The organism is Phycisphaerales bacterium, from assembly GCA_016716475.1.
In the GTDB taxonomy this organism is placed as follows: domain Bacteria; phylum Planctomycetota; class Phycisphaerae; order UBA1845; family Fen-1342; genus JADJWG01.
Window position 1 is genome coordinate 1694471 of the sequence record JADJWG010000001.1, and the last position, 24592, is coordinate 1719062.

The window sequence follows — 24592 nt, forward strand, 5'->3', positions numbered from 1 at the left end:
CCTCTATGGTTTTCACCGATTCGGCCGCCCTCCGTCGCTCGGAGACGACGCATGTTCGAGCCGTTGCCACCGCAATTCAGCTTTCCCGAAGCCGAGAAACGCATCCTCGCGTTCTGGGAGCAGCACGACATTTTCGGACAGTCGCTGCGGCGGCGGGCGGGGGCGCCGCGCTTCGTGTTCTACGAGGGGCCGCCGACGGCGAACGGTTTGCCGCACCCGGGGCACTGCCTGACGCGGGCGATCAAGGACCTGTTTCCGCGTTACCAGACGATGTGCGGCAAGCTGGTCGAGCGGAAGGCCGGGTGGGACACGCACGGGCTGCCGGTCGAGGTCGAGGTGTGTAAGGAGCTGGGGATCCACACCAAGGCGGAGATCGAGCAATACGGGCTGGAGAAGTTCGTCCGCAAGTGCATCGAGAGCGTGTTCCGTTACACGAAGGAGTGGGAGCACGTCACGAAGCGGCTGGGGTTCTGGGTGAACCTGGACGAGGCGTATGTCACGTACTACCAGAGCTACGTGGAGAGCGTGTGGTGGGGGTTGCGGCAGCTCTTCGAGCGCGGATTGCTGTACCAGGGCCACAAGGTGGTGTGGTGGTGGGCGCAGGGCGGGACAGCGCTGTCGGCGGGCGAGGTCGGCGAGGGCTACCGGACGGTGCAGGATCCGTCGGTGTATGTGCGATTCTCGCTGCGCGGTGATGGTGTCGCGGCTACGCCGACGGCAACGGCGCTTCTGAAGGCGATTCCCGCGGGCAAGCCTGCGGCGTTGCTCGTGTGGACGACGACTCCGTGGACACTGATCAGCAACCACTTTGCCGCCGTGCATCCCGAGATCGAATACGCGCTGGTGCATGATCCGGCGGCCGATGAATGCCTCGTGATTGCTGCCGCATTGGTTGACACGATCGCGACCAAACTGAAACGCGAGTTCCACGTGCTCGGCCAGTGCCCGGGCCGTGCCCTCGTCGGGCTTCGATATCTGCCACCGTTCGACGTCTACCATCGCACGCTCGGTGACAAAACGGCAGCGCTCGCCGGTGGCGGCGTGGACGCCATGGGCTGGCGTGTGACGGCGGCGGACTTTGTGACGCTCGAGAGTGGCACGGGGCTGGTGCACGAGGCCCCCGCGTATGGCGAAGTCGATTTTGATTTGCTCCAATCCGAGCGGCAGCGCTTCACCGACCCGTTGAACGCGATTCCGCTCCTCAATGCCGTCGGGCCGGACGGGAATTTCACCGACGAGGCCCCGCCGCCGTATCGCGGACGGTGGGTCAAGGACTGCGACAAGGACATCATCCGCGAGCTGCGCGAGCGCGGGCTGCTGCTGCACCAGGAGACGATCGAGCACGAATACCCGTTCTGCCCGCGTTCGCCCGACGATCCGCTGATCCAGTACGCGCGGCGGAGCTGGTTCGTCCGCACGAGCCAGTTCAAGGAGCAGTTCCTCGCGAACAACGCGCAGATGAACTGGCTGCCGGAGCACATCCGCGACGGCCGATTCGGGGACTTCCTGCGCAACAACGTCGACTGGGCCCTGTCGCGCGAGCGGTACTGGGGCACGCCGCTGCCGATCTGGGTGTGTGAGCAGACCGGGCGGATGGAGGCGGTGGCGTCGCTGGCGGAGCTGGTGGCCAAGCCGGGGGCCACGGATGCGACGGAGGAGTTTCCGCAGGGCTTCTGGTCGGCGAAGCTGGCTGAGGACCCGGCGCTGCCGGAGCACCTGCGGGTACACAAGCCGTACATCGACGCGTGGACATACGACAGCCCGTTCACCGCGGGGGCGCGGATGCGGCGCGTATCGGAAGTGATCGACTGCTGGTGGGACGCGGGTAGCATGCCCTTCGCACAATGGGGTTTCCCGCACGCGCCGGGCAGCACGGAGGCATTCGCGCAGCGCTTTCCCGCCGACTTCATCAGCGAAGCGATCGACCAGACGCGCGGATGGTTCTATGGACTGCTGGCGATCAGCACGCTGTTGTTTGGGGAGCGCGATTTTCCCCTCCCCTTCCGCGCCTGCATCGTGCTCGGCCACATGATGGGCGAGGACGGCAACAAAATGTCCAAGCGTCTGAGGAACTACCGCGAGCCCAACTACATCTTCGACGCCCTCGGCGCCGATGCCATGCGCTGGTACTTCTTCAGCGCCCAGGTGCCGTGGACCAGCACGCGCTTCGTCGAGGCCAGTATCCGCGATGCGCACCGTGAATTTCTTGTCCGGCTGTACAACGTCTTCAGCTTCTTCAACATCTACGCCAATCTCGACGGCTTCGTCGCCCACCCGACGGACGGCTCGCCCTGGCGCCCCACCGCCGAGCGCGGCGAGCTTGATCGCTGGATCATCAGCGAGTTGTACCGCACGATTGCCTTCGTCCGTGCGAAGCTCGACGCCTTCGAGAACTTCCCCGCGGCTCAACGCCTCAATGAATTCGTCGACGCGCTCAGTAACTGGTACGTTCGCCGCAGCCGCGACCGCTTCTGGAAGAGCGCCAAAGACCAGGACAAGTGGGACGCGTACCACACGCTCTACGGCGTGCTCTCCACGCTCAGCCGTCTGATTGCCCCGTTCACCCCGTTTTTCGCCGAGGTCATGTATCACAATCTCGTCGGCCTCAACCCCGACGATCCGGAAACCTTGAAGCCCGCGGGCTCCCAGCCCCATCCTCCATCGGTCCACCTGTGCGACTACCCCGACACCGATGCGACCCTCATCGACGAGACCCTTGCCCAGGAGATGGATCTGGTGCGTGACATTGTTTCCCTCGGCCGCGCCGCGCGCACAACTGCCAAGCTCAAGGTGCGCCAGCCCCTCGCGCTGGTCGAGATCATGCTGGCCCGCCCCGAGCACGCCGACTGGCTGCACACCCACAGTGCCCTGATCGCCGAAGAACTCAACATCAAGCAGGTCGAATTCGCCACCGCCGCCGATCACTATGTCACCTACCAGATCAAACCCAACTTCAAATCGCTCGGCCCCCGTTTCGGCGCGCGCGGGAAGCAGATCGCAGCGGCCTTGCAGCAGCTCGATGCGGCCGCCGCCCGCCGCGCGTTGGACACGACCGGCCGATTGACCGTCCCGGTCGGCGGAGAAGATGTTCAGCTCCATCCGGAAGACGTCGAGATTCGACTCGAAGCGAAGCCCGGTTGGTCGGCGGCGCAGGGCCGGGCCGGAGTCGTGGTCGTCAAGACGGAGTTGACGGACGCACTGCGCGACGAAGGTCTTTGCCGCGAGTTGATCCACCATGTGCAGGCCCTGCGGAAGGAGCAGAACCTCGCGTACGAGGCCCGCATCCACCTTTTCCTGGAGGCCCCGGCCGCCCTCGAACGCATCGCCACGGCGTTTCGTGCCACGCTGGCGACCGAGTGCCTGGCCGATGAACTCGTATTCGGCGCTCCTCCGGCCGGTATCCCGGCCACCGCGGTCGAGGTCGAGGGGCACGCGGCCAAGCTGGCGGTGGTGGTACCGTCGTGATTCCCGGACCCGGTCCGGGCGCGGAACTTGGTTCCCGACGGTGGTTTGCGCGGAATCTAACCTAAGATTCACCGAGCGCGGCTGCGAACCTTAACACACCCTCGGGATGCTGCCCGCGACCACACCGAGCGATCCGAGGAAATGATGAAATGCATGACCTGTTAACTCCCATCGTGGAATATGCCGCCCATTGCGGGAACGAGCCGCGCGCCCGCTGGGCCGCGCGTCCGGGCGTGCGCGTCGACTTCCATTGTCACTCCACGTTCTCTGACGAGCGCCTGCGTTGGCTCCCAGGCATGGTGTACCACCCGCTCATGACGCCCGGTGAAGTCTACGACCTCGCCAAGGCCCGCGGCATGGACTTTGTCACCATTACCGACCACGACACCATCGCCGGTTGTCTGGCGCTGCTCGAACAGCGCGGTCCGTTGCCCGACTTCTTCATCGGGGAGGAGATTTCCGTCCGCTTCCCCGAGGATGGCACCATCGTCCACGTGAACGTCTTCGATCACGACGAGGCCCAGCACCGCGAGATTCAGCGCCTCCGTGACAACATCTACGATCTTTGCGCCTACCTCCGCCGGATCGACAAGCTCTTCGTCCTCAACCATATGACCTGGACGGAGCAGCACCGCGTGCTCAAGGCCTGGCAGCTCGAGGTCATGCTCGAGCTCTTCGACGTCTTCGAAGGTCTGAACGGCGCGCGCAGCTACGCCCACAATGCCTTCGCCTGGCATGCGACACGCGAGCGGGGCAAGGTCCTTGTCGCCGGCAGTGACTCCCACACGTTCCGCGTCGGCACCAGCTACACGCTCTCCGAGGGGCGCACTCCTGCGGAGCTCTTTGCCAGCATTCGGGCCGGCCAAGCCGCCTGCTGCGGCGCGTTCGGCACGCCCGAGCGACTCCGCGAGGATGTCTGGACGGTCCTCCAGAAGAACGTCGAATGGCGCATGGCGGCCGCGCAGAGTGGCTGGGGCCGGGTGGCCTGCCGCCTAGTTCGACGGATCGGCAAGGCCCTGCACCCCCTCGTCCTCTTCGGTTATGACAAGCGCCAGGACGCGCTCATCCGCGGCTTCCTGCGAGAACTGCCTGCTTCCGGACTCGCCGAGGTCGTGGTTTTCGAGCCCGCCACCGCTTGAATTTGCCGTGCGATGCGCCGCCCTCCCTTGGACTGCTGCGCCCGCTTCCGTGGTCGCGGGCGCTGGGCAGTGGCCGACTTCGCCCGGTATAATTCCTGCACGTTTCCGCACTCGGGCTCCTCATCCGCAAGGATCGCGACCATGATCCATCGCTACGCCCTCGGCCAGTTCCCAGCTAAGCCGCACACGGCGATGTACGAGAATCGCAAGCTGCTCATGGAGCAGATGGTCACGCGCGAGGGCTTCCACGGGCCGTTTTCGATTCTGTACTTCCGCCGGTCACCGACGGATGAAATCTCGGTCGATCCCCTGGAACTGCCTGGTTTCTGCCCGGTACGCACCCTTCCGGATCAACCCCTGCGCCGGCGGCACATCCTGTCGCAGGAACTCTTACCGGTGGGCGACTTTCTTACGGGGCGCCGCACGCTGCTGGTCAACAGTTGCCTGCAGATCGGTGTGTGCAAGCCCGCCGGGGTCACCCCGCGTTTCTTTTCCAACGGCGACGGCGACGAGTGCTGGTTTGTAAAGGATGGCGCCGGCACGCTCGAAAGCGTCTATGGCGTGCTGCCTTTCCGTCCCCACGACTACCTGCTGATCCCGAAGGGCACGCCCTATCGCTTGCACTGCGACGGACCCGCCACGCTGCTGGTGTTCGAGGGGCGGCCCTACATCAACATCCCGAAGGAGTATCGGAACGCGTGGGGTCAGCTCAGCGACTCTGCTCCCTTTTCGCATCGCGATTTCCGCGTTCCACAGGAGTTGCTCGGCTACCGTCCGGATGTCCACGGAGCCGGGCCGTTCGAGATCGTCATGAAGCGCTCGGACCGACTGACGCTGCACCGCTACGAGCACTTCCCGCACGAAATCGCCGGCTGGGACGGCATCCTGTATCCCGTCGCGTTCAACATCCACGATTACCAGCCCAAGACCGGACTCGTGCACCTGCCGCCCACGATTCACACGACGTTCTCCGGGCCGGAATTCGTGATCTGCTCGTTCGTGCCGCGCGTGCTCGACTATCACCCGCAGGCAATTCCCTGCCCCTATGCGCACGCGAGCGTCGACATGGACGAGATCCTGTACTACGTCGAGGGGAACTTCACCTCGCGCAAAGGGGTGGGCTCCGAGTCCATCAGTCTGCATCCGGCCGGGGTGACGCACGGGCCGCACCCCGGCACGTATGAGGCGTCGATCGGCGTGCATCGCACGGATGAGCTCGCGGTGATGTGCGATTGCTATCCGCCGCTGCAACTCACCGCCGAGGCGGCGGCGCTGGAGGACCCCGAGTACCACCTGTCATGGGTGCGATGAACGGTCGGGGGAGTAGGCGCACCGCGGAGGTAGAGGCGGCTCCAATCGGCGCGAGCTGGTCGTCCTACGAGCTGCCAACGGTTTCATCTACGGCGCGGGGGACGGACGCCCCACACTCCGGACAGCGCCCGTTCACGTTACCGGTTAGATTGTATCCGCAGCGCATGCAGCAGCCCTCTGCGTAGCGGCGCGCCCGCGTTCGCGCGACGCGCTGCCCGACGATGTACCCCAATATGCCGCCAATCGCCCACCCTGCAACTCCGAACTGGGAATAATAGATTGCAACACACCTCCAGTAGTTCGGCTCGCCAAGAGCCGCCCACATCGGCTCGACGGCGCCTGCAATTGCGCCGAGGATCATGCCGCGCAAGACGTACGCACGGATAGGGGTGGTTGGCCTCGGAGTCATCGCCTGTCCCGGAGCTTGGGTGCGGTGGGCACCCTCACGTTCCGTGCAATTCGCGTAGGTCCCGCAGCTTGATCATGTGGAGCGAAGGCATCCGGGTGCATTTCGTCAGCCGCTCCGCTTCACCACGTCGCGCAGCAACTCCTCAACTTGTCGCACATTCCGGATGCTCAGAAACCCGCGCCGCTCAGGATGGGCTGAGTCGGTCGAGTCCGTCGTTGTGAAACGCTCAAACACGATGTCGCCCGAACCGTCGCGACGTTCCATGCGCTTCAGGTTGCGCAGGTGCTCGGAGTAGTAGCTGCGCACCACGAGTCGCCATGCGGCTACGAGCACGATGGCGCGCCGATCCGTGATTGCGTACAACGTGCGGCGGTCCCGGCGCACAGCCCACAGCGGTGCGGCCAGCAGCGGCCCCCCGATCAGCAGTGCGGGCAGACTGCACACCACCGCAAGAGTTGCCGCGAAGCCGCCGGAGGTACCCGAGCCGACCCGCATGCTGAACCACAGGCCCCCGACGCCGAGGGCGACCCAGGGCAGTGCCAGAAGGGGTGGCAGAACCATGCTCAGCGACAGCACACGCACAAGCGGCCGATGGGCCCAGATCAGCCGTTCGCCCGCCTCCAACTCCCGCTCAACGAGCGGCTGCAGTGGGGACAAAGAGCCGTTCAGAGTGCCCATCCGAGACTTACCCCGTGGAATATGCGGTTGCCGGCGCGTGCATCAGGCAATCCCTCTTCGCCAGGATTGTCAGTCTACAGCCCGCGGCCATCCCGGCCAAGGTGCGAAAGGTACGTGCTCCGGGATCTGCCGGCTCTACCGGTTCCCCGAATCCCGCCCGCCTCCCCCTTCTCCCCCGGAGCGGCTAGAGTTGCGATGGAGGAACGTGCATGGCCGCTGAACTGCGCACCGATGGAACCGGGCTGATCGCGATCGACCCCTGGCTGGAACCCTATGCCGACCGCCTGAGGACGCGCTGGTCGCACTACCAGCGCCAGCTCGAACACATTCTGGCTCACAGCGGCTCGCTTGAGGCATTCGCCTCGGGGCATCGCTACTTTGGGTTTCAGCGCGGCGTGCACAACGGCCAGCCCGGGGTCTGGTTCCGCGAGTGGGCACCGGCCGCGATCGCGGTCGCGCTCATCGGTGACTTCAACGAGTGGGACCGTTATGCGCATCCCCTGCACCGGGGCCCCGCCGGTGTTTGGAGCCGTTTTCTGCCCGACGACGACTTTGCCGAGTCGCTCACGCACGGCAGCCGCGTCAAGGTGCATGTGCACAGCGCGATCGGTCCACGCGATCGTATTCCGACGTACATCCAGCGCGCCGTCGCCGATCCGCACACGCGCGACTACGCCGGGCAATACTGGCAGCCGGAGACGCCCTATGCATGGCGACATGCCGCCCCCCCTCGGCCGGGCGGTCTGCGCATCTATGAGACGCACATCGGCATGGCCACGGAGGAGCTGCGCGTCGGCACCTTCGCGGAGTTCACCCGCGACGTGCTGCCGCGCATTGCCGCCGGTGGCTACAACGCGCTCCAGGTCATGGCCATTCAGGAGCACCCGTACTACGGCTCTTTCGGTTACCAGGTCAGCAATTTCTACGCCGCGTCGAGTCGTTTCGGGACGCCGGAGGAATTGAAGGCCTTGATCGATACGGCGCATGAGCTGGGTCTGACCGTGCTGCTCGACCTCGTGCACAGCCACGCGGTCAAGAATCTCAACGAGGGGCTGAATCATTTTGACGGCACGGAGTATCAATACTTCCACGCCGGCGACCGCGGCGCGCACCCGGCGTGGGATTCCCTGTGCTTCGACTATGGCAAGCTCGAGGTCCTGCAGTTTCTGCTGAGCAACGTGCGTTTCTGGCTGGAGGAGTACCGTTTCGACGGCTTCCGCTTCGATGGCGTGACCAGCATGATGTACCGCGATCATGGCATGGGCCGGGCCTTCAGCTCGTACGACGATTACTTTCCTCCGCACGTCGATGAGGATGCGATCGTCTACCTGCAGCTCGCCAATGAGCTGGTGCATAGACTGCGACCGGACGCGGTCACAATCGCAGAAGAGGTGAGTGGCATGGTGGGCACTGCCCGGCCGGTCTGCGAGGGTGGACTAGGATTCGATTACCGTCTCGCGATGGGCATTCCAGACTACTGGATCAAGCTGCTGAAGGAGCAGCGCGACGAGGAGTGGCAGCTCGACACGCTGTACCACACGCTGACCAACCGGCGCGCGGGTGAGGCGCACGTGGCCTACGCCGAGAGCCACGACCAGGCGCTCGTCGGCGATAAGACCATTGCCATGTGGCTGATGGATGCGGACATCTACTACCACATGACGAAATCGAGCCGCAACCTCGTGATCGAGCGTGGCGTCGCCTTGCACAAGCTGATCCGTCTGATCACATTCACGGCCGGTGGGGAAGCATATCTCAATTTCATGGGTAACGAGTTCGGGCACCCGGAGTGGGTAGATTTTCCGCGCGCCGGCAACGGTTTCTCGTACCAGTACGCCCGCCGCCAGTGGTCCCTCGCCGATGATCCGGATCTGCGCTACCACGCGCTGGGGGAGTTTGACCGCGCGATGCTTGTGCTGGATGGGCGGTACGGCGTGCTGACGGCGGCGCCCCTGGAGAGACTGCACGTCCACGAGGGGCAGAAAGTGCTCGCCTTCCGGCGCGGTCCGCTGTTGTGCGCGTTCAATTTCCACCCGACGGACGCCGTCACGGGCCACCGCATCGGCGTACCGGAGCCGCGTGACTACCGCCTCGTGCTCTCCAGCGACAACCCCGCATTCGGCGGACACGGCCACATCGTGGAGCCGCAGATCTACCCGGTGCAGCCGCTTCCGTGGGACCACCGTGGGTACAGTGTCCAAATCTATCTGCCCCCGCGGACGGCGATCGTGCTGGTGGCGGGCGAAAATTGATCAGCGCGCCACCGGCGCGGTGTGCTCTGCCAGCGGCAGCCGCGCAAGTTGTCGAAATGCCGCGAGCAGCTTCTGGTGGCGCCGCTTGTGGGCACCGAACCCCAAACGATCCATCTCCTCTTCCGCTGCTTCGGGTGCGAGTCCATCGACATGCACGCGATACAGTGCGCAAAAGAGCAGAGTGCGCTGCTGTCCGAGGCGACAGTGTACCAGTACGGGTTGCCGGTCGGGCCGGCGACACAGTTCGAGAAACTGCATTGCCTGCGCAGCACTCGGCGGATTCTTGTGGTTGCAGGGGATGGTGACGAAAGCCGCCCCGTGCTCGTCGCACACCGCCCGCTCGGCCACCTCCCAGCCATCCGGGTCATCACTGTCCCGCTGCCCGCGAAAGCTCACAATCGTTCGCAACCCCAGTTTGCGGATCAGGTCGGCGAGTTCTGCCGGCGTTGGCTGGCCACAACGATAGAGCACCCCCTCGGCTACGACGCCGTAGTGGCGCAGACCGTCAAAAGGGGCTCGAAAGAGGCGACGTAGGAAGCGGGGGACATTCAAGTTGGGGCGACTCCGCGCTGCCGCCGGGCGGCCGAAGCGCAGCACTGCCGTGGGCAGCCGCACGCCTCAGGGCCGGGCGATGATCCGGAACGGGGTCGCCTGCTGAGCGACCTTTGCCCCGAGTTTATCCGCGATCGTGACTTTTGCCACGTAGCGACCGGGCGCGAGGGTTGCGGGAAGACGGACGAGACGAGGGATGAAGCAGTCGTTCCGGCGGTTGCGGCAGCGGTCGGTGATGTCGCTGTCGCGGAGTTCCAGCACGGTGTCACCGGCATGATTGAGGATGGTCGTGGTCAGATCGAAACGGGTCAGCCACCAGCCGTCGGCCCCCTGCTCACTGACGAAATCGCGCACTTCGCAGTAGAGCACGAATTCGTTGGCCAGTCCCGTCAGAAACTGGGCGGGCTCAAGTTCGTCGTACTGGCCGAAGCCCCGCACCTCAGAACAAAGTGCGACCACGGGGATGGACAGCGCGCTCATGTGCCGCAGGGACTCCAGCAGTCGATCAATCTCGATCGCTGCCGCCGAAATGGCCGTCGCGGGGTCGCCACCTGGTGCTTCCTGGATCCCGATCCACGCCTCGATAAAGCGGGTGGCCAGGGTCTGTTGCTCGGCTGGAACAAGTTTCAGTGGCTCGCGTGCCCCGGAAAAATCCCCCGCGAGTGCTCTCAACATGCGCACCCGTACTTGCGCGTTGAAGGTGTCCTCGTCGGATTCGGAAAGCCGGTCGAGCCATTCTCGGAGGTTGGTCGGGAGCGTTTGCGCCGAGAGCGCACTGTTGATGGCGGTTTCCGGGAAGATGCCCGGAACTCCGGTTGCGAAGTCCGCAGCACTGTAAACCCGTGCGGAGACGAGTGCCGGCGGATTCATGGGTACGACAGGTTCCGGTTCCGCGGCGGCGGGTGGCGTCATGATCACGTCTGGGGCGGGCTCGGGGATGATCTCGATGCGCGGGTCGGCCGGCAGAACCGGCGCCAGTCGGGCGGGGTCAATGGGTTCGGGCGGACTCGAGTCGGCCGCCAATTGCGCATCGGTGCTGCGCGCGGCGTTGGCGCGCTCGACATTCTGCACATATTCCGCGACCTCCGAGAGTACTTCGTCATCCTCGGGGTCGGTGCTGACGACCTGCGGCGGCTCGGGCTCGACGGTTTCCACAGGTGTGGAGGTGGCGGCTGGACTGGCGTCGAAGAGCTGGCAGCCAGCGAGCGGTAGGAGCGACACCAGCAGCAACGCGCCAGCGGATCGGCGGTAGGGCGGCAGTTTGGCGGCATCCATGCCGGGGTCTCCAGGGCGTTTGCGGCGGCACCGTCCGCCGGTGGAATCCGAGCCGTGAACGGACCGCTCACAGGTGCGGTCATGGGAGCCCTGCAGCTACCGCGCAGCGGCGGCCAGCCGGAGCAGCAGCAGCTCCACGCCGGTCTCTATCGACCGGAGACCCACTTTGACTTGGGCATCGAGGGTGGCCACGGCGGCGAGTGCGCGACGCAGTCTGGACGGGGATAAATGCCGCAGAAATTGCTGGAACTCGCCCGGTCGGCCGCCGTAACCGGCCTTCCATGCGAGCGATCCGGCGGCAGCGCCGTCCGCAATCTGCTCGTGAACTTCGAGCCATTGCTGGAGTTTGAAAGCCAAACCACCCAGAACCATGAAGATTGCCGCGGGTTCGGTTGCCAGCACGTGGTGCCACAGTCGCAAGGCATCGGCCGTCTGTCCGGCGGCGGCGGCATCCACGGCGGCGAAAATCTTCTCTTCTCGCGAGAGCCCGACCAGGTCGGCAACGTCCTGTGGCGTGATATCCCGACGCTCCCCGACGTACAGCGTGAGCTTTTCTGTCTCGCCGCACAGGAGTCCGGCGTTGTTGCCGACAAGGTCGATGAGGCGCTCCGCGGCACCCGCTTGAAACCGCTTTCCGCGGTCGCTTGCCTGGCGGACCACGAAGTCGAGCAGGGCGGCACCCCGCAGGCCCTCGCACTCGCTGATGCCACCCACGCTTGCAGCGATCTTGAAAAGGCGCGTCGTCTTGGGAAAAGTGCGGCACTCGAGCACCAGCGTACCCGTTGGGGCGGGGCGTTCGAGATAAGTTTCGAGTGTGCGCCGGTGCATAGTCACGAAGGCATCTGCTTCGCGGATCACGACAACCCGCCGATCCGACAGAAACGGAAGCGTGGCGAGATCTTCGAGCACCGTGTGTACAGGCGGTGGTCCTGACTCAGAAGACTTGCCGGCGTCGTACTCGGTGAGGGCGAGACTGCGATCGATTTCGGGTGGCAGCAACTGGTCAAGGTTTTCGGCTAGCGCTTGCCGCTTGCGGTGCTCGTCGGAGCCGAAGATGACGACGATGGCCGGGGTGTCGGTAGCGTTGCGGGCCATGAATCAGGGTCGCTCTCGCCGAGGGCCGTATTCGGGGCGCCGTTTGTGCCGAAGTATTCGAGGCGGCGCTCGATCTTAGAGCGCAGCGCCGCGTCATTCGTTGCCAGTTCAGCCGCACGGCGCCAAGCCGCAACGGCCGCGACCGGGTTGCCGAGCCGGTGCTCCACATCGCCCGTGTGCAGCCAGACGGTGCCGTCGGCGGGCTCGAGGATCTGCAACCGCGCGAGCAACCCGCGGGCGTCAGGGTAGCGTCGCAGCGTCGCCGCGACCAGCGCCCGGCCGCGCAGTGCGCCGCGATGCTCGGTGCCTTGTGACAGTGCGGAAACAAAGCGCGCGTCGGCCTCCTCGAATCGCCCCAGGCGGTAGAGGGCACTGCCAAGTTCCACGAGCAGGTCGGGGTTCTCCGGCTGGCGTGCCACCGCATCGGCGAAGCGTGCGGCCGCGAGATCGAACCGGCCGGTGGCCATGAATTGCGTGCCGAGGGCGCGTAGTTGCGCAAGTTCATCGGTTCCAAGGGCCGGGCGCGGCATGGTTGTCAGGGGGGGGAGTGGAAGGGGCGCGACGGCTGCGACGGGATCCATCGGGTCGAGTTCGAGTGCCGAGACTGGTGAGTCCAGGTCACCAAATACCTCGTGTGGGGCGGTGTTTTTCGATGTGGTGCCTGCCGGACCCAAGTTGAGCGGCGGGACATCGGCGGTCGCACGATTGCCGGCGCGGTCGACGGCCATCAAGCGAGCCGAGATCATCCCGTCGAGTTCAGTGGGGGGGTGCCAGTGGAGCAAGCGCCCATTGGCGATCGGAGAGCCGCCATCCTGCCACGGTTCAGATGGAGAGGTCCGGAAAAAAATGCGAACGCTACCCGAAGTAAGATATTCGTCCACCAAGGTCACATCCAGCATGACCGTTGGCGTGGTGCCTGCGTCGAGGTCGTTGCCGCGTTCCACGCGCGCGGTGTGAACCTGCATCAGCGGGGGCACGGTGTCGACCACGACGCTGAGTGTGGGGGGGGTCCCGGGAGCGGGGGGTGGAGCCGAGTCGCCGGTGGCGTTTCGAAGCACGACAAAGAACTCGTAGCGGCCGTCCTCAGGTGCATCAAACCGCAGTGGAGGTCGTCCCTCCGGGCTGATGGCGGCTTGTTGCCAGTTTCGGCCGGCGTCGGTCGAAACATAGAGCAAGGCGGCGGTCACGGTCGTGTCCGCCGCGAAATCAAGCGCGATCTGGCGGCTGGCTACAAACACCGGCTCGGGCGCCGCGCCCAGCGCCGAAGCAGCGTAAAGTGCTAAAAGGATAGAGGTTATGCTCCGCATGGACGCAGGCACACTCCGTTGTGCGAGCCGGCTCCGGTGACCGGTTGGTCGGCATGTCCCGCTGGGCTTATCGGCGAAGTCGGGGGGTTGGCTGCGGTGCAACTGTCGGAGGCGCAAGGGTCGGTGGTGTCGACTGTTTGCGGGCGGCGGGCGGGCGCCTAAAATACCCTTCGCGGAGTGGCATGGGCGCCGGAGTGGCGGAACTGGCAGACGCGCGGGTTTCAAAAACCCGTTCCCGTCAGGGAGTGTGGGTTCGAGTCCCACCTTCGGCATACGGTCCGCGGGCCACAATCGACGTACGCTTGTGGTCGCATGCGGGGCGTGGTTGGGGGGTCCGGTGCCGGTGCATCGGGGTTTCCAGGAGGTCATGGCGTGAATCGTTGGCAGGCGGTCGCAGCATGGGTACTCGTCGCGCTCGCGGGTCAGACGGTCCTCGCGCAGCAACGGCAGATTCAGTGGCGGACGGATCCTCGACAGGCTGTTTCCGAGGCGCAGCGGGCGAAACTGCCGCTGATGGTCTACGTGCTTGGTTCGACTTCGGACCGAGATGACCGGTTGGAGCGCGGACAGCGGCGTGCCCTGGCCGACCCGCGTGTCTTGCAGGCAGCGCAACGCTTCATCCCGTTGCGCCTGTCGCGCAGCGCCAATCGGGATGTGCTGGGCGATTTTCATCTGCCCGAGAGCGCGAACATGATGATGAGTTTCGTGGCGCCGGACGGATCCAAGCTGGGCGATCTCGGCGCCAATGGCGTCGCGGAGGCGGAGGCCCTGTACCGCAAGCTCGAGTTGACGTTCGAGGAATATCGCAACCGGATGTACCGTGCCGAACTGCAGCCCGTGTTGCAGAACGAAGCGGCCACCCCGGTGGAGTTAAGGGCGGCGATTGCCACGATCCTGCAATTCGAGATTACCTTCGCAGACCGCGACCTGCTGGCCATGCTGGAGCGCGAGGGTCTGGACGCGGCGGTGCGTTCGGAAGTGCTGAGTGCGTTGGGGGCACTTTCAACGCGGCCGGCGATGGTGAAATTGATTGAATTGGCGAAGGCCGGTGAGGCCGGCGCGCTGACGGCGCTGGAGCGCAGCAACCCGCTGGCGGCCGAGATGATGCTGCCCGACTTGCAGAACCCCGCCACATTTCAGTACGGAATGTACCGGGCGGTGACCCGCATTGTGAAGCTGCCGCAGCCGAAACCCGAACGCTTTTTCGATAATGCCAACGAGCGTGTGCGGGCCCAGGAGCTGGATCGTCTGAACCAGGCGGTGGAACGGGCGGTGCAGCGCTGGCGGAGCGAACATGACAACCGTAGTTGATCTGCGCAGCGATACGGTGACACGCCCGTCGCCCGAGATGCGGGCGGTGATCGCCAACGCTGAAGTGGGGGACGATGTGCTGGGCGATGACCCGACGGTCCTGCGCTTGCAGGCCCGCGCCGCGGACTTGCTCGGCAAGGAAGCAGCGCTGTACGTGCCGTCCGGAACGATGGCGAACCAGGTCGCGATTCGCGCCGTGTGCGAACCCGGCGATGAGTTGATCATCGACGAGACCACCCACAGCTACAACTACGAGACCGGCGGTCCCGCGGCGCTCTCCGGCGTCGGAACGCGCCTGATTCGCACGGAGCGCGGCCTTTTCGGTGCGGCCGACGTTGAGCCGTTGGTGCGGGCCGTTTCGGCGCATTTTCCGCGTTCACGCATGGTCATCATCGAGAATACGAACAACCGCGGCGGTGGCAGTATTTGGCCGGTGCCGCAGGTGGCGGAAGTGGCGGCGGCGGCACGGCGGCACAATCTGCATGTGCACATGGATGGCGCTCGGTTGATGAATGCCTGTGTGGCCACCGGGGTCGCTCCGGCGGCTTACACGCAGGCGGTTGACACCGTGTCCATGTGCTTCAGCAAGGGGTTGGGAGCACCGGTGGGATCGGTTATTGCCGGTCCGGCTGCGGTGATCGAGCGCTGTCAGCGCTTCCGCAAGATGTTCGGCGGCGCGATGCGGCAGGCCGGGCTGTTGGCGGCGGCGGCACTGTACGCCCTGGACCACCATGTCGAGCGTTTAGCGGAAGATCATGCGCGCGCCCGCCGACTCGCGGGTGCGCTCGCGGCACTTCCGGGAATCGAACTCGACGTGCGGCGCGTGGAAACGAACATCGTGATCTTCGGCATCGCTCCGGCGCTCGGTTCCGCGCCGGAGTTTGCGATGAAGCTGAAGGAGCGCGGGGTCTGGCTCCTGCCGACGGGGCCGCACACCCTGCGCGCCGTCACACACCTCGACGTGTCCACCGCCCAGATCGAGCAGGCGATCGGCGTGTTTGCGGAACTGTGCCGTACGGTGCGTGCGGCGTGAAATTTGCGCGGCTGCATCGCTGGCCGCGCAACCCGGTGGCCGCGCGTGCCTTGCAAATCGAGTTGGCGGCGGCCGTGGAGATGTGTCCGCTGCCCGTGCAGGTGCGCTGGCTGGCGGCAGCGGATGTGGCGTTCACACGTGCAGGCCGTGTGGCTGTGGCCGGAGTCGTACTCTGGGATACCTGCACGCATGCGGTGGTGGAACAGCGTGTCGCGCGGGGGCCTGTCGAGTTTCCGTATGTGCCGGGTCTGCTGAGTTTTCGCGAGCTGCCAACGGTATTAGCGGCCTTCCGGCAATTGCAGGGCACACCGGATGTCGTGCTGTGTGATGGGCACGGGCGGGCGCACCCGCAGCGTTGCGGACTGGCTTGCCACCTTGGTTTATGGTTACAGGTACCCACCGTGGGCGTGGCGAAGTCGCGCCTGTGCGGCGCACATGCCGAACCCGGGCCGGTGCGCGGCGCGCGTACGCCACTCTGGCTGGGAGGCGAGGAAGTGGGCACGGTTCTGCGCACTCGGGTGAAGGTGAAGCCGCTTTATGTAAGCCCGGGACATCTTTGCGACGTGGCGGGCGCGGTCGATCTGACCCTGGCGGCGCTCGGGCGCTATCGACTGCCCGAGCCGGCGCGCGCGGCACATGCGCTCGTCACGCACAGCCGGTGATTACCGCCTGCACTTCTGGCAGCATCCAAGATTGGCCTAGACCGGGACGAGTTCCGTTACCCCCGCGCGCTCCATTTCGAGCAGCCGCTGCTTGAAGGGAACGCCGTCGCCACCGGAGAAACCACCCAGACCGCCATCGCTGCGCAGCACTCGGTGGCAGGGGACAACCGGTGGAAAGCGATTGGTCCGCATGGCGTTCCCCACGGCGCGGGCCGCCCCGGGGACGCCGACGCGCACCGCCAGTTCACGGTACGTGGTGGTCTGACCGTATGGCACGGTGCGGCAGGCTTCCCACACGCGACGATGGAATGGCGGTGCCGTGGTGTAGTCCAACGCGACTTCAAACTCCACGAAATCACCCGCGAAATAGGCCCTGAGCGCTGCGGCGAATTCCGGGAGCAGTGTGGCACACGCACTCGCGGCGGCATAGTCACGCGACACGGTCGCGCGCAGGACATCGCCGGGGCCAGCCGGTAAATAGACGCGGCACACCCCGGCGGACGTCGTCACGAACGCCGCGGGGCCGGCTGAAGTCTCGACGATGCGAAAGCGGTGCTGGGGTGAAGCAGGCACGAGGCCGTCCTCCGGTGGAAGTTCGCAAAGTGTTCGGACCCGGGCAGAGTATAGCATGTGCGGTGCAGGGAGCAATGGGGAGCTGCCTGCGGCTATACTGGGTCGCGTTGGCGTGACTTCCAGAGGCACCCACGGTATCGCTGCGGGTGTGGTGCTGCCAAGCACCTGTTGTGCACCCGTCCGGAGGTGAATTCGTATGCGCGAGCTGCCGGCCGCGCTCCCGACACCATCGTTCGTGCCGCCGGAGGGCTGGTGGCCGCCCCTGCTGGAAGATCCAACGGTGCGGCTGATCGTAATCGCGGCGGTCGTCCTGCTGGTTTTCGTACTGCTGATGGCGTGGTGGTCGCGTTGGCGGCAGGCCCGTCAGGCGGCGCGGCTGCATACGCAGTTGCGTGCGAGCTATGCCGTGCTGCAAGAGCAGCGCGAGGAAATCCTGCGGGCGGCCACGAAAATTCTGGCCACGAGTTCAACGGGGCGAATCACCGGATTTACGGTCCTGCGGCAGGTCGAAGCCGTATTCTCGGAGGGACAGCCCTCATCGGCAGGCGCGGTGGAACATGCGAAGGCGTTGGCTGCCGGAAAGGGCGCGAACGCGATCATCAACCTGCAGACGCAGCAGACCCCGGCCGGCAAGTGGGTGGCGACAGGGGATGCGGTGGTCGTGCGTCCCCTCGGGGGGCGTGGCTAGCGTGCTGTAACCTCGGCTCTGCGGCGTTGACCGGCCGGTGGTATGGGGCTGCGCAGCGCGCAGTGGGACACGCCCAGGCACGGCGCGCCGGGGGGAATTGCCGTTGTTCTCGCGAGCGGCGGCGGTAGATCAGTCCTCGCGCTTCGTATCGCCGCGCGCGAAGATGCTCGCGACGTAGTTCAGTACATCCGTTGCGCTGGTCTCATTGTAGCCGAAGAACTTGATCAGCCGCTGCTTCACGACGTCGATCTTGGCCTGCGTCTCGTCATCGATCACGCCGCTCACCACGTTCTTCAGCTTGATCGTGTCGCGCGAGTCCTCGAAGAGCTTCAGCTCGAGCGCCTTGTACAACCGCGCGTTCGTGTTGTACTCGAACTTCTTTCCGTCGAGCGCCAGCGCCCCGATATAGTTCATGATCTCCTGGCGGAAATCGTCCTTGCGGCTGTCGGGGATGTCGATTTTTTCCTCGATTGACCGCATCAGGCGCTCGTCCGGTTCCTCGTCGCGGCCGGTGTACTTGTTGCGCACCTTCTCGTGCTGGGTGTAGGCCCGGACATTCTCGATGTAGTTCGTGCAGAGCCGCTGGATGGCGTCCTCGTCTGCGCTGATCGCCCGCTGCACTTCCGCCTTGAGCGTGTCCTCGTACTCTTCGCGGACGACGCTCAGCAGCTCCTTGTAGCGTTTCTTCTGTTCTTCGTCGGTGATGAGAGAGTGGTGGCTCAGGCCGCTCTCGAGTTCATTCATCACCATGAACGGGTTAATGCAGCGGTCGACCTGGGCCTGCTCACCGACGAGGGCGTTGGAGATCTTGTCCTGGATGTAGCGTGGACTGATGCCCTGCATGCCCTCGCGACGGGCCTCCTCTTTCAGCTCCTTGACCGAGTCCTCGGTGTAGCCGGGAATGCTCTTGCCGTCGTAGAGCTTGAGCTTTTGCAGCAGTGTCAGGCCGGCCTTCTTGGGATCTTCCAGGCGCGTCAGGACGGCCCACATGGCGGCCACCTCGATGGTGTGCGGCGCGATATGGATACCGCGGACTTTCTCCTTGGAGAAATCCTTCTCGTAAATCTTGATCTCGTCGCTCAGCCGGCAGTTGTACGGCACGTCGATCTTGATGGTACGGTCGCGGAAGGCCTCCATCAGCTCGTTGCTCTGGAGCTTCTTGTATTCCGGCTCGTTGGTGTGGCCGAGGATGACCTCGTCGATGTCCGTCTGGGCGAATTTCTTGGGCTTGATGGTGTGTTCCTGCGACGCGCCGAGCAAATCGTACAGGAAGGCGACGTCGAGCTTGAGCACTTCGATGAACTCGCACACGCCGCGGTTGGCGATGTTCAGTTCGCCGTCGAAGTTGAAGGCGCGCGGGTCGGAGTCGGAGCCGTACTGGGCGATCTTGCGATAGTTGATGTCGCCGGTGAGCTCGGTGGAATCCTGGTTCTTTTCATCTTTCGGCTGGAAAGTGCCGATGCCGACGCGATCCTTCTCGGACAGGATCAGGCGACGGACCACGACGTGGTCGAGTACCTTGCGCCAGTTGCCGTCATAGCGCAGCAGCAGATCTTCAAAAGTGCGGCGGCAGAAGGGGTCGAGGTCGCCATCCACGCGAATCTGCTTGTCTTCGGGCAGGTCGGCGTTGAGGCGTGCGAGGATCTCCTTGCGCGGTTCGCGTGGAATGAGCTTGAGCGGTTCCTCGTGCATCGGGCACGGGTGCAGCTCCTCCTCGCCCTCCTCGTTGGTCAGCTTCCACGAGTAGGTGTAGAGCGCCCCCTCGTCCATGCGGGAGTAGACCTCGAGGCCCTTTTTCAAAAGCCGGGCGATGGTGCTCTTGCTCGAACCGACGGGGCCATGCAGGAGCAGAATGCGGCGGTCGGTTCCGTAGCCCTGGGCGGCGGATTTGAAGAAATCCACCAGGCGCATGAGCGCGGCGTCGAGCCCGAAAATGGCGTCCTTGCCGTTGTCGAAGGGGTCGTCGAAGAACTTGTAGTGGACGTAGTCCTGTTTGAGGTAGCGGTAGCGCTCCGTGCCGAAATGCAGAACCATGTCGAAAACACGCTGAAAGGCGTTGCGGGCCACCCGCGGCGTCTGCATCACCATTTCAAGGTAGTTGGAGAAGCCGCCTTCCCAGTGCTGCTGCTTGAAGCGCTGGGTGTCGAGGTGGCGGTCGATTACGGACAGGATTTCGTCGATCGACGACATCGGCTGGTCTCCGCAAGCCCGCCCCGCCGCGGAGGCGGAACGAGGGGTCTTCGGGCTCTGCATCCAAACCGCCCCGCAACCGCTGCCAGCGGCCCGCCGGCCCGGTAGCGCCACGGGCGACCTGATGCTATGAACGCCCACGGTCCGAGTCAATCGGCCATCCCGAGGGCGCGACGCCTTCCATTATCGACCGGAGCGCCCTGCACCTTGCGACCGAGTTCATCACTCTGCCGGCGGGGACGGTATCTCGGTGGCGGTGCCGACGCGCCGGCTGCCGCAGCGCGGGCAGCGGATCTCACCGTTCCCCGCCTTCGGCACGAAGATCGCTCCGCAGCCCCCTTCGCGGCAGTGCCACATTTTGTAGCCGGAGCGCTGTCCACAGGCGGGACACGGCACGGGAAACTCCCCATCCGCGCGCACCTGCACGACACCGCGAAAGTCGCAGCCCTCGGCCGCGCAATCCACGACAACGGGCACCAGGTCGCGTGTGCCGGCGTCGGACCTCGGCCACAACATGACGAGAATGAAGACCGCCCCAGCGAGCAGCAGCAGGCCGAACAACCCCATGAGAATGCGCTGGCGGCGCTGCGCCCGGGCGTAGGCACCGATCGCGATCTCGCCTTCGCGTTCGAGAGCCGCCCGGTATTCCGCGAGCGTGAGCGCCCGCTTTCGCCGCCACATCACTTCTGCGATTATAGACATTTGAACAAGCCGGCACCCACAAGCCGGTACCCGCACCGGAGGAATACGATGGCCACTCCCCCCCCGCCCTTTCGCATCGGCATCGGCTACGACCTGCACCGGCTGGTGCCCGGCCGCCCCTTGATCCTGGGAGCGATCACGATCCCCTCTGATGTGGGGCTGCTGGGCCATAGCGATGCGGATGTGGTACTGCATGCGTTGACGGATGCGCTGCTGGGCGGAGTGGGACTGCCGGATATCGGTGACTACTTTCCGGACACGGATCCGCAGTGGCGGGGAGCCGACAGCCGGAGATTTCTGGAGCATGCCCTGGGGGCCGTGCGGGCGAGCGGGTACGAGGTGGGTAATGCGGACATGGTGATTCACGCGCAGCGGCCGAAGCTGGGTCCGCACAAACTCGCGATCCGGGCCCAGGTGGCGGGTTTGCTGGGGGTGGCGGTGGAGCAGGTAGGGGTGAAGGCAACGACGAACGAGGGGCTGGACGCGATCGGACGCGGGGAGGCGTTGGCGTGCTGGGCAACCGTGCTGGTCGTGAGATGCCAGACCGCTGTGGCTCCAAGCGCCTGAACGGTGAGACATGAGATCTACGGGGGGGACGACGCGTCCCGACGGCGGTGCATCGGATGCCGCGCCGTCGGGACGTCGTGCTACCCCCAGGGGTAGTGCTTACGGGCAAACACTGACACAGGGCGGCGGCGGATCCTTGAGCAATGCGATGAACGGCGAAATGTCCGCGAAGTTCACCGCCCCGTCGCCATTTGCGTCACTGTTGAGGTAGGGCCCCTGCCCCGCGCCCAGGTCACAAGTCCAGTTTGTTGCACTGCCGGCCTTGAGGGCGGCGATGAACGGCGAGATATCCGCGAAGTTCACCACGCCGTCACCATTCGCGTCGCCGGGGCAAATCGGCGGCGCCACCTGCAGGAAATCGAGATAGCGGCCACCGCCCGAGTAGATCAGCGCGCTCGCTCCGGCGTTCACGTCATAGACGTGCGCACCGGAACCGTTTGTCCACATGATGTTACCGTTGCCGAGTTGGTAGACACCGCGCGCGCCAGAGGCGGAAAACGAGGACAAGAGCGCGCCGCTGTTGGCATCCAGCCGCGCGACGTTGTTCGAAGAGAAGCACGCAGCAAGAATGTCGCCGTTGGTCGCATAGGTCATCTGCTCGACGAAATTGAGCGCCGTGCTGTTGTGAAAGGTGCCGAGCGGTTCTCCCGTAAGTGCGAAACGATGAATGTCGTCGTTGGCACTGGAAGACGACACGAGCATGGCGCCCTGATGTTCGAGTACGCCGAAGGGGCTCGGTGCGAGACCGACGGTGGAGAATGCGCCGAGATAATTGCCGGCGAGATCGTAACTGACCACGGCGTTGCCGGGGGCACCGTTCTGCGTACCCGAGTTCGTGACATAGACGACATTGCGAATCAGGCCCATGCCGCGGACATTGTCGAGTCCGCCTCCGGGGAATTGACCGCCGATCTGGCCGAGCGGGACACCGCGCAGATCCCAGCGGGAAATGCGGTCGCCGACCTGCTCCGAGACCCAGATCTCATTGCCAACCTGCATCGCGTGAACCGGTGTTCCGCCTTGCAGGGCGAAGAAGTCGCCGTCGACGAGAGCACCGTCGAAGGGATCGAACAGGACGATGCGGCTGTTAGTCGAGTCGGGCATCATCACGTACTGTGCGCTGGCGGTCAGCGGCAAGGTGATGAGGGCAACCCATGCGGAAAGGATAATGCGCAGGTTCATTCTGTCTTCCTCCTGAGATGTGATGAGCAGTATGCGAGCGAGAAGTGCCCGCGTCTGTCGCACGAAGCCCGTACTTGCAATATACCAGTATCCTCGGACGGGAGTCCATCGAATTTCGTTCCGAGGAAAGGGGCAGATGGACTGGAGCGACCGGGCTGTGTCCGCGAAAGGGGAGGCGGGTACGATGTCGGGCCTACCGCCACAGAGGAGTTGTTTATGGCATGGGAGCATGTAAACCCCTGGCGCTGCTGGGAACGCACCACACTGCCCGCTGTCGTCAACGGGCCGGAAGATCTGCTCGTCCGCGTGGCCCTTTCGGATCCGCTGCGGAGCGTCTATCAAACCGAGTTCCGCTGGCCGGCACTCGCGCGGCTCGGGCCGAATGCGTTCCATGGACAATACGCGCAGATCACGCTCCGCTTCCTGGACGTCCGCTGGTCGTTCGAGGCGGCGGCGGTCGGAGAGCGGACTTACCTGCGGGTGCGCTGTTTGAATCCGGCAGCCGCGGAAGGCATGCAAATCCACTTGGAAACCATGGCGCAAACCGCAGGTGCGCGGATCGTGTCGCGTGAGCACGAAGTGCTGGCGCAACGTGCGCGGACTTGGCGCATCACACCGCTCTCGCCTTCCACGCAGCGCAGCGGAACGACGCTCCTGGGACCGTTGGCACGGCCGTTTTACGCCCTGATCGAGCCGGTTTCCGAAATCGGCCGGCTTGAGGAACGGGATGTCCATCCGCGTAGCGTGGCACCGGCGGATGCCCCGCTGGCGAACGAAGAACAAGAGGCAGCCGCCCTGTTTGCGCAGGCGCGGGATGCGGAATTGGGACGTTTGCGTTACGTGCCCGACACGTTACGTTGGTTTTATGATGCGGTGCCGCGTGGCCTGGGGTGGAATGTGATCTGGACGTCCGACCGCAGGGAACCCGTGGTGGTATGCAGCCGGGATTGGTGTGTCCACGGCAACTACGGCGAATGGGTGCTGTTTAACTGGGATCAGTTCCTGCTGGTACCGATGGCCGCGCGTTTCGATCCCGAGTTGGCTCACGTAGTGGCCGGGCCACAACTGGCCGTCCAGACGCCGGCAGGACTCGTGCCGGGCATCGCCAGCGCGCTGGGGATCAGTGGGGATCGCGGTATGCCGCCGGATGCCAGCTTGGGTCTGCTGAAGGCGTACCGGCTCACCGATGATCGCAGCTTCGTGGAGCGGTATTACGACCGGCTCTGCGCCTACCACCACTGGTGGCGACGGAACCGGGACGGCAACGGCGACGGACTGCTCGAATGGGGCAGCAACCCGGTGCCGCCACCGCATCCCCAGTGGCAGGCGCATACGTATTGGGCCAGCCGCTACGAGACCGGCATGGACAATCATCCGATGTGGGATGGGGTTCGTTTCAACGCGACAACGAACACGCAGGAACAGACCGATGTAGGGCTGTCCGCACTGCATGCGCTGGATGCGCTGTGCCTGTCATACATGGCGGAGGTATTGGGCCGATCGCGGGATGCCGCCGGCTACCGCGCGTACAGCGAGAAAATCGGACGACTGATTCACGAACACCTCTGGAATGATGCGCTTGGACTGTGGTTGTCGCGGGACTGGGATGGGACGTGGAACCTGCGGGCATCGCCCTGCTGCTTCTATCCGCTGTTCCTGCCGACCACACCGGCGGCATGCCGGCGGCGCGCCATCGACGAGCACCTGCGTAATCCACGGCGCTTCGGTGGACGCTACGTCATGCCGGTTACGCCGCGGGACGACGCGGCGTACCCGGAGCAGTACTACGTCCGCGGGCGGGTGTGGCCGGGACAGACCTACCTCGTGCATGCCGCGCTGCGGGAGTGTGGCGAGGAGGTCGCGGCCGCGGAGTTGGCGCGCGGCTGCATCGAGACATTTCGCCAGGAATGGCTGGAGCATGGCTACCTGCGAGAGAATTACAACGCCGAGACTGGCCGGAGTGATGACACGCCGGAGAGTGACCTGATTTACAGCTACGGGATGATGATGCCGCAGATCGCCTGGAACCAGCTCGAGGATGTCCGACTCGACGGTACGCCGGTACGCGGCGAGCTGGCACAATTGGCCGGGTGCCTGGATGAACACGGGGCTCTGCGAGCGCGTATCGATCCCTTTTCGGAATAAGAGTGCTTCGCCGCGAAGCCGTGCCGACTTGAGCGATTGACCTGATCGGACGCCCC

At 64.9% G+C, this 24592-nt stretch carries 19 protein-coding genes and 1 tRNA gene; 11 read left to right on the forward strand and 9 right to left on the reverse strand.

Annotated features, from left to right (window positions below; translation table 11 throughout):
* Nucleotides 1-51 precede the first annotated feature (51 nt).
* The 3 genes from IPM18_06955 to IPM18_06965 all read left to right on the forward strand — a co-directional run bounded on the left by IPM18_06955 (nt 52) and on the right by IPM18_06965 (nt 5915).
* Nucleotides 52-3465 (forward strand): isoleucine--tRNA ligase, encoded by a 3414-nt coding sequence (locus IPM18_06955; protein ID MBK9119330.1) that lies wholly within the window; start codon nt 52-54, stop codon nt 3463-3465.
* A 149-nt stretch (nt 3466-3614) separates the two neighbouring features.
* The gene (locus IPM18_06960) at nt 3615-4604 is read left to right on the forward strand and encodes a PHP domain-containing protein (GenBank protein MBK9119331.1); all 990 of its coding nucleotides are present in this window, start codon (nt 3615-3617) and stop codon (nt 4602-4604) included.
* Between the two features lie 141 nt (nt 4605-4745).
* A complete protein-coding gene (locus IPM18_06965; GenBank protein ID MBK9119332.1) occupies nt 4746-5915 on the forward strand; it encodes a homogentisate 1,2-dioxygenase in 1170 nt (389 codons plus the stop codon).
* Between the two features lie 514 nt (nt 5916-6429).
* Here the strand turns inward: IPM18_06965 and IPM18_06970 are convergent.
* Nucleotides 6430-6981 carry a hypothetical protein gene (locus IPM18_06970; protein MBK9119333.1) on the reverse strand — a complete coding sequence of 184 codons (552 nt, stop codon included), beginning with the start codon at nt 6979-6981 and terminating at the stop codon, nt 6430-6432.
* Between the two features lie 230 nt (nt 6982-7211).
* On the opposite strand from IPM18_06970, the gene IPM18_06975 reads away from it, so the two are divergent.
* Complete coding sequence (locus tag IPM18_06975; protein ID MBK9119334.1) at nt 7212-9254, forward strand: alpha amylase C-terminal domain-containing protein; 2043 nt, start codon at nt 7212-7214, stop codon at nt 9252-9254.
* Here the strand turns inward: IPM18_06975 and IPM18_06980 are convergent, their stop codons facing one another.
* The 4 genes from IPM18_06980 to IPM18_06995 form a co-directional block, all read right to left on the reverse strand.
* Nucleotides 9255-9806 carry a tyrosine-protein phosphatase gene (locus IPM18_06980; protein ID MBK9119335.1) on the reverse strand — a complete coding sequence of 184 codons (552 nt, stop codon included), beginning with the start codon at nt 9804-9806 and terminating at the stop codon, nt 9255-9257.
* Between the two features lie 66 nt (nt 9807-9872).
* On the reverse strand, nt 9873-11081 hold the full coding sequence (locus IPM18_06985) for a hypothetical protein (GenBank protein MBK9119336.1): 1209 nt from the start codon (nt 11079-11081) through the stop codon (nt 9873-9875).
* Between the two features lie 96 nt (nt 11082-11177).
* The gene (holA, locus tag IPM18_06990) at nt 11178-12176 is read right to left on the reverse strand and encodes a DNA polymerase III subunit delta (GenBank protein MBK9119337.1); all 999 of its coding nucleotides are present in this window, start codon (nt 12174-12176) and stop codon (nt 11178-11180) included.
* Complete coding sequence (locus IPM18_06995) at nt 12098-13483, reverse strand: tetratricopeptide repeat protein (GenBank protein ID MBK9119338.1); 1386 nt, start codon at nt 13481-13483, stop codon at nt 12098-12100. The genes holA and IPM18_06995 overlap by 79 nt, the downstream gene beginning before the upstream one ends.
* Nucleotides 13484-13671: 188 nt before the next feature.
* Here IPM18_06995 and IPM18_07000 point away from each other — a divergent pair.
* The 4 genes from IPM18_07000 to IPM18_07015 all read left to right on the forward strand — a co-directional run bounded on the left by IPM18_07000 (nt 13672) and on the right by IPM18_07015 (nt 16489).
* A tRNA-Leu gene (locus IPM18_07000) sits at nt 13672-13755 on the forward strand.
* Between the two features lie 100 nt (nt 13756-13855).
* Nucleotides 13856-14794 (forward strand): hypothetical protein, encoded by a 939-nt coding sequence (locus tag IPM18_07005; protein ID MBK9119339.1) that lies wholly within the window; start codon nt 13856-13858, stop codon nt 14792-14794.
* The gene (locus tag IPM18_07010; GenBank protein ID MBK9119340.1) at nt 14778-15827 is read left to right on the forward strand and encodes an aminotransferase class I/II-fold pyridoxal phosphate-dependent enzyme; all 1050 of its coding nucleotides are present in this window, start codon (nt 14778-14780) and stop codon (nt 15825-15827) included. The genes IPM18_07005 and IPM18_07010 overlap by 17 nt, the downstream gene beginning before the upstream one ends.
* An 80-nt stretch (nt 15828-15907) precedes the next feature.
* The gene (locus tag IPM18_07015) at nt 15908-16489 is read left to right on the forward strand and encodes an endonuclease V (GenBank protein ID MBK9119341.1); all 582 of its coding nucleotides are present in this window, start codon (nt 15908-15910) and stop codon (nt 16487-16489) included.
* 36 nt (nt 16490-16525) lie between these two features.
* Here IPM18_07015 and IPM18_07020 read toward each other — a convergent pair whose 3' ends face one another.
* The gene (locus IPM18_07020) at nt 16526-17062 is read right to left on the reverse strand and encodes a methylated-DNA--[protein]-cysteine S-methyltransferase (protein MBK9119342.1); all 537 of its coding nucleotides are present in this window, start codon (nt 17060-17062) and stop codon (nt 16526-16528) included.
* A 196-nt stretch (nt 17063-17258) separates the two neighbouring features.
* On the opposite strand from IPM18_07020, the gene IPM18_07025 reads away from it, so the two are divergent.
* Nucleotides 17259-17750 (forward strand): hypothetical protein, encoded by a 492-nt coding sequence (locus tag IPM18_07025; GenBank protein ID MBK9119343.1) that lies wholly within the window; start codon nt 17259-17261, stop codon nt 17748-17750.
* 129 nt (nt 17751-17879) lie between these two features.
* Here the strand turns inward: IPM18_07025 and IPM18_07030 are convergent, their stop codons facing one another.
* Nucleotides 17880-19940 (reverse strand): serine protein kinase, encoded by a 2061-nt coding sequence (locus tag IPM18_07030; protein MBK9119344.1) that lies wholly within the window; start codon nt 19938-19940, stop codon nt 17880-17882.
* A 222-nt stretch (nt 19941-20162) separates the two neighbouring features.
* A complete protein-coding gene (locus IPM18_07035) occupies nt 20163-20621 on the reverse strand; it encodes a hypothetical protein (protein ID MBK9119345.1) in 459 nt (152 codons plus the stop codon).
* Between the two features lie 69 nt (nt 20622-20690).
* Here IPM18_07035 and ispF point away from each other — a divergent pair, with 69 nt between their 5' ends.
* Complete coding sequence (ispF, locus tag IPM18_07040; protein ID MBK9119346.1) at nt 20691-21209, forward strand: 2-C-methyl-D-erythritol 2,4-cyclodiphosphate synthase; 519 nt, start codon at nt 20691-20693, stop codon at nt 21207-21209.
* A gap of 99 nt (nt 21210-21308) precedes the next feature.
* On the opposite strand, the gene IPM18_07045 is transcribed toward ispF, so the two are convergent.
* A complete protein-coding gene (locus IPM18_07045) occupies nt 21309-22391 on the reverse strand; it encodes a hypothetical protein (GenBank protein ID MBK9119347.1) in 1083 nt (360 codons plus the stop codon).
* Between the two features lie 216 nt (nt 22392-22607).
* Between IPM18_07045 and IPM18_07050 the strand changes: the two genes are divergently transcribed.
* Nucleotides 22608-24536 carry a hypothetical protein gene (locus IPM18_07050; protein MBK9119348.1) on the forward strand — a complete coding sequence of 643 codons (1929 nt, stop codon included), beginning with the start codon at nt 22608-22610 and terminating at the stop codon, nt 24534-24536.
* Nucleotides 24537-24592: the final 56 nt, after the last annotated feature.